The organism is Rheinheimera sp., from assembly GCF_036568245.1.
GTDB lineage: Bacteria > Pseudomonadota > Gammaproteobacteria > Enterobacterales > Alteromonadaceae > Alishewanella.
This window is the reverse complement of record NZ_DATCSY010000260.1, coordinates 1-4554: the sequence shown is the minus strand read 5'-3', so window position 1 is coordinate 4554 and position 4554 is coordinate 1. Positions and strand designations below refer to the sequence as shown.

Genomic DNA, 4554 nt, shown 5'->3' with positions numbered 1-4554 from the left:
CCAGTAAGCGGAAGCTGCCGGCATCAGCGTCCAGCTCAACCCGGCCACCCACCGGCACGATAAACTGCTGTTTTATATGGCCTATCATGGCGCCACGGTAAGCCGGAATATTCAGCGGTTTGATATGGTCATCAAAAATTTGATCCATCGTCAGCCAGCCATAGCCTCCGCTTGGGCGGCAGTCGGTACATTCACCAAAAATAAAGCCGGCAATTTTATCCAGTGCGCCCATCAGCTTTAAGGTACTCAGCATACGATCAATGCGATATGGAGCTTCTTCGACATCTTCGACAAACAGAATTTTGCCACTGAAATCGGGCAGGTAGGGTGAACCGGCCAATGCGGTCAGCACGGTAAGGTTACCGCCAATCAGTTCGCCCTGCACCTTACCTCCGGTAATGGTAATGGTGCGGTTTTGCCTTGGCGCCAGTTCATCCTTGGCGTCGATAACATTCTGGTAATGCATTAACTCGCGATCAAAAAACACCCGGCGGAACTGATCAGCATTAAAGCTGTTCCAGCTACCGGTGCCATTAGGGCCGTGGAAAGTGACTAAGCCAGTTTGAGCATGAATGGCATTGTGCAGTGCTGTGATATCCGAGTAACCCAGCAAAATCTTCGGGTTATTACGGATCAGGTTGTAATCCAGCAGTGGCAGCACCCGTGCTGCGCCTGAGCCGCCACGCAAACAGATAATGGCTTTGACGTCTTTGTCGGCAAACATGGCATTGATATCGCTGGCGCGCTCAAGATCGGTACCGGCAAGATGGCCACGGCGTGACGCCAGATGCTGGCCGGCTTTTACGTTCAGTCCCAGTGCCTGCATGACCTCAGTTGCAATTTGCAGATCGATTTTATTATCAGTGGCTTTAGACGGGCTGACCAATGCGACGGTATCGCCGGGGTTTAATGCTAGCGGCAGTACCCGTTTGCTCTTCGCAGCAGCCGGTGCTGCAATCACATTGGCGCAACTGGCCAGCGGGATCAGGCTGGCTGCCAGGGCGCAGTTTTTTATAAATTGTCTTTTATCCATCTGACGGCTCCACGTTTGTAATAATTTATTCGCTATACCAATAACAGCTTTACTAAAAAATTCCAAGACGACAGCGTAAAAATGCGACAACCGCCGCCGCTTTCACGGGCAGCGGTAACTAAAGACAGGTTACTTTTTCGGCTTTTTAACGATTTTTTTAGCGGCGACTCTACCCGGCTTTTTCTTTTTCACCGGCACTTTAGCTTCTTTATTTTTTGGCCGCAGGCTATCTACCACGCGACGTTTCAGCTTTTGTTCGCTGTAGCGCTCTATTTTAGCCAGTATGGCCATGTCGTGGGCTTCTACCAGTGAAATAGCAGTGCCTTTTTTCCCGGCGCGGCCAGTGCGGCCAATGCGGTGTACATACACATCAGCAGTGCGCGGCATGTCAAAGTTAATCACATGGCTGATGTCGTCGATATCCAACCCGCGGGCGGCAACATCGGTTGCCAGCAGAATATTTACCCGGCCACTGCTGAAGCGTTCTACTGCCTGCATCCGCTTGTCCTGCGGCATTTCGCCCTGTAACCAGCCACAGCGCAAGCCTGCCGTTTCAAGCTGACCGGTTAAGCTGGCCAGACGCTCGCGGGTTTTCACAAACACTATAGCTTTGCTGACATCAGCTTGTTTTAGCAAGTGAATAAGCAGCGCCAGTTTATGCTGGGCATCATCTGCCAGATGCACCCACTGCAAAATCTTGGCTTTTTCTTTACGTGAAGGTATAGCTTCCAGCCGCTCAGGCTCTTTCAGAGCGCGCTCGGCAAAACGTTCCAGATTATTACCTTCCAGCGTGGCAGAAAACAAAAATGTCTGCCGGCGGCGACGGGCTTCAAGCACAATGCGGTTCATTTCGCCGATAAAGCCCATATCCAGCATACGGTCGGCTTCATCCAGCACCAGCACCTCCACCTCATCGGCCTGAAAACTCTCTTCGTCGAGGTATTCCGTTAAGCGCCCTGGTGTGGCGACCAGAATGTCGTTGTTTTTTTCCAGCGTATCTTTATGGCTGCCGTAATTAATGCCGCCGGTAATCACACCGACATTTAGCGTCGTGTGTTTTGTGAAGTGTTTAAATTCGTCATACACCTGATATGCCAGTTCGCGGGTCGGGGTCATCACCAGGACACGGGCAAAACCCGGATCTTTACGGCCGAAGTCGAGCAAATACTGTATAGCCGGTAGTACAAAGGCCAGGGTTTTTCCGGTGCCGGTTGGTGCACTGGCCAGAATATCTTTACCGTCCAGCGCCAGTGGGATCGCCATTTCCTGGATCAGCGTGGGCTGTTCAAAGCCGCGCTCGCTAATGGCGCGGTTAATATTGTCATCCAGTTGAAATTCTGCGAATGTTGTCATGTAGTCCTCAGCATTATTGCCTGCCCGGTGACAGTTCGTCTGCTTCGCCGTAAACTGGCGGCGGAGGTACTGATGTCAGCCGGTTTTCAATGTAAAAAATTTTTTGTAGCCCATGATCGGTGCGCGATGAAAGTCGGCACTGACGGTTTATTGCTTGGCGCTTTCGCCCCGCTGCCACCTGCAGGCGGCGCTATTCTCGATATCGGTGCTGGATCTGGCCTGATAAGCCTTATGCTAGCTCAGCGCACCGCAGGCGCCAACCCGATTGACGCTGTTGAACTTGATGCCGCTGCAGCAGAACAAGCCGCAATTAATGTCGCCAACAGCCCCTGGCCAGAAGCAATCAGGCTGATAAAGGGCGATATTCTAACCTATCGCAGTGATAAACGTTACCGCTTAATTGTGTCTAACCCACCGTTTTTTCAGCACGCTGTTCCGGCGCAGGATGCCAAAAGGCATCAGGCCAGGCATACGGATAGCTTACCTTTTGCCAGCTTGCTCAATATTGCGGCGGCTTTGCTAAGCTCCGGCGGAACTTTTGCCATCGTTATCCCTTTTAGTGTGCATGACTATTTCATTGGCCTGGCGTTGTCTGCTGGCTGGCAATTGCAGCATAGCTGTACCGTTTACACTAAGCCGACAAAAGCGCACCGCAGTTTGTTATGTTTGGGCCGAAGCAGCCATGGCGTTAAACCGCAGCAGACACAGCTGCATATCCATGATTCCAATGGCGCTTACTCTATACAGTACCAGCAGTTGCTTAGCGCTTTTTATCTGAAATTCCCTGATGAGCCCAGGTCAACCATATGAAAAACAGCCCCTTTTCGGCACAAGAATGGATACATATTCTGCTGCGGCAGCAAGGGCTGTTACATCCGCCGGTGTCACTTGACGCTGCAGTGCAGCAGCTGGGCTATGTGCAGATTGATTCTATCAATGTGGTACAGCGCGCTCACCATCATGTATTGCACAGCCGTCTGTCACATTACCAGCCACAAATGCTCGACGATGCCATTGCCAGTGGGCAGGTCTTTGAATACTGGGCGCATGCTGCAGCTTATCTGCCGATGGCGGATTATCGCTTCAGTTTATACCGTAAACAGCAGCTGAAGCAGGGCGAGCGGCACTGGCATGAGCCTGATCAAAGGATGATGGCACAGGTGTTGGCGAGGTTACGACAGGAGGGACCACTTACCGCGGCTGATTTTAATGACGAGGTGAAAAGCCGCGGTAGTTGGTGGGACTGGAAGCCGGCGAAAAAAGCCTTGGAGCAGCTATTTATGCAAGGCGATGTAATGGCACTGCGGCGCGATAATTTTCAGAAAGTGTATGACCTGACCGAACGGGTATTGCCAGCAACGGTGGATACAAGGCTGCCGGACGAGGCGGAGTTTTGTCGTTATCTTATTCAGCGTTATCTGCAGGCTCACGGGTTTGGCACTTTAGGCCAGATCGGTTACCTGCGTAAAAACATTAAAGCTGCGCTGCAAACTGAGCTTACACATATGCTGGAGCAGGGCGAATTAGCGCAGTTTAGCTATCAGGGTAAAACGCATTATTTTTTACCGGAAGTTGACTCTGCACTGATTGAAACCGGTAATACCGTCTGGTTACTTAACCCCTTTGATAATGTGCTTATCCAGCGCGACAGGTTAAAACAGTGGTTTAATTTTGACTACCAGATAGAAGTGTATGTGCCTGCGCAGAAACGCCGTTTTGGCTATTATAGCCTGGCGATTTTGTGGCAGACGCGAATGGTTGGCCGGGTAGATGTAAAAGCTGACCGGGCCAGCAAAACCCTATTGTTGCAGCAACTGACACTGGAAGATGGCGCTTATGATAGCCACGGTATGGTGAGTAGTAGCTTTATTGAGGCTTTTGAGCATGCGGTGGCAGCTTACACCCGTTTTAACGACTGTGTGCGCTGGAAGCTGGTGTCATGCAATGACACGCTGCTAAAGCAGCGCTACAGGTGTTTGCAATACATTCAGGCATAAAAAAACCACCGCTTATCACGATGGTTTTTTGCGTTGGGTTAGAGCTTAGCGTTTACGGCGTAAACGCAGCCCCAACAAACCTAAACCCAGAATGGCGACAGTAGCAGGCTCGGGTACTTGCACCTGAGTGACAAAGCTTGGATCACGTAACCACAATGACACATGAGACAG

At 51.1% G+C, this 4554-nt stretch carries 5 protein-coding genes; 2 read left to right on the top strand and 3 right to left on the bottom strand.

Annotation, left to right across the window (positions count from 1 at the left end; all coding sequences use genetic code 11):
- A partial coding sequence (locus VIN66_RS11885) for an LD-carboxypeptidase (RefSeq protein ID WP_331924185.1) occupies window positions 1-1033 on the bottom strand: 1033 nt, incomplete at its 3' end.
- Between the two features lie 129 nt (window positions 1034-1162).
- Window positions 1163-2386, bottom strand: a complete 1224-nt coding sequence (srmB, locus tag VIN66_RS11880; RefSeq protein ID WP_331924184.1) for an ATP-dependent RNA helicase SrmB — start codon at window positions 2384-2386, stop codon at window positions 1163-1165.
- 72 nt (window positions 2387-2458) lie between these two features.
- On the opposite strand from srmB, the gene VIN66_RS11875 reads away from it, so the two are divergent.
- Together VIN66_RS11875 and VIN66_RS11870 are read left to right on the top strand one after the other, a co-directional pair.
- The gene (locus tag VIN66_RS11875; RefSeq protein WP_226767199.1) at window positions 2459-3196 is read left to right on the top strand and encodes a tRNA1(Val) (adenine(37)-N6)-methyltransferase; all 738 of its coding nucleotides are present in this window, start codon (window positions 2459-2461) and stop codon (window positions 3194-3196) included.
- The gene (locus VIN66_RS11870; RefSeq protein ID WP_331924183.1) at window positions 3193-4383 is read left to right on the top strand and encodes a winged helix-turn-helix domain-containing protein; all 1191 of its coding nucleotides are present in this window, start codon (window positions 3193-3195) and stop codon (window positions 4381-4383) included. Before VIN66_RS11875 ends, VIN66_RS11870 begins: the two co-directional genes overlap by 4 nt.
- A 45-nt stretch (window positions 4384-4428) precedes the next feature.
- Here the strand turns inward: VIN66_RS11870 and VIN66_RS18855 are convergent, their stop codons facing one another.
- Complete coding sequence (locus VIN66_RS18855) at window positions 4429-4506, bottom strand: PEP-CTERM sorting domain-containing protein (RefSeq protein ID WP_414709893.1); 78 nt, start codon at window positions 4504-4506, stop codon at window positions 4429-4431.
- Window positions 4507-4554: the final 48 nt, after the last annotated feature.

What these genes read in the sequence shown, in the direction of transcription:
- srmB (WP_331924184.1), bottom strand. Translation starts at nt 2,386, where the DNA reads ATGACAACATTCGCAGAATTTCAACTGGATGACAATATTAACCGCGCC.
- VIN66_RS11875 (WP_226767199.1), top strand. Translation starts at nt 2,459, where the DNA reads ATGTCAGCCGGTTTTCAATGTAAAAAATTTTTTGTAGCCCATGATCGG.
- VIN66_RS11870 (WP_331924183.1), top strand. Translation starts at nt 3,193, where the DNA reads ATGAAAAACAGCCCCTTTTCGGCACAAGAATGGATACATATTCTGCTG.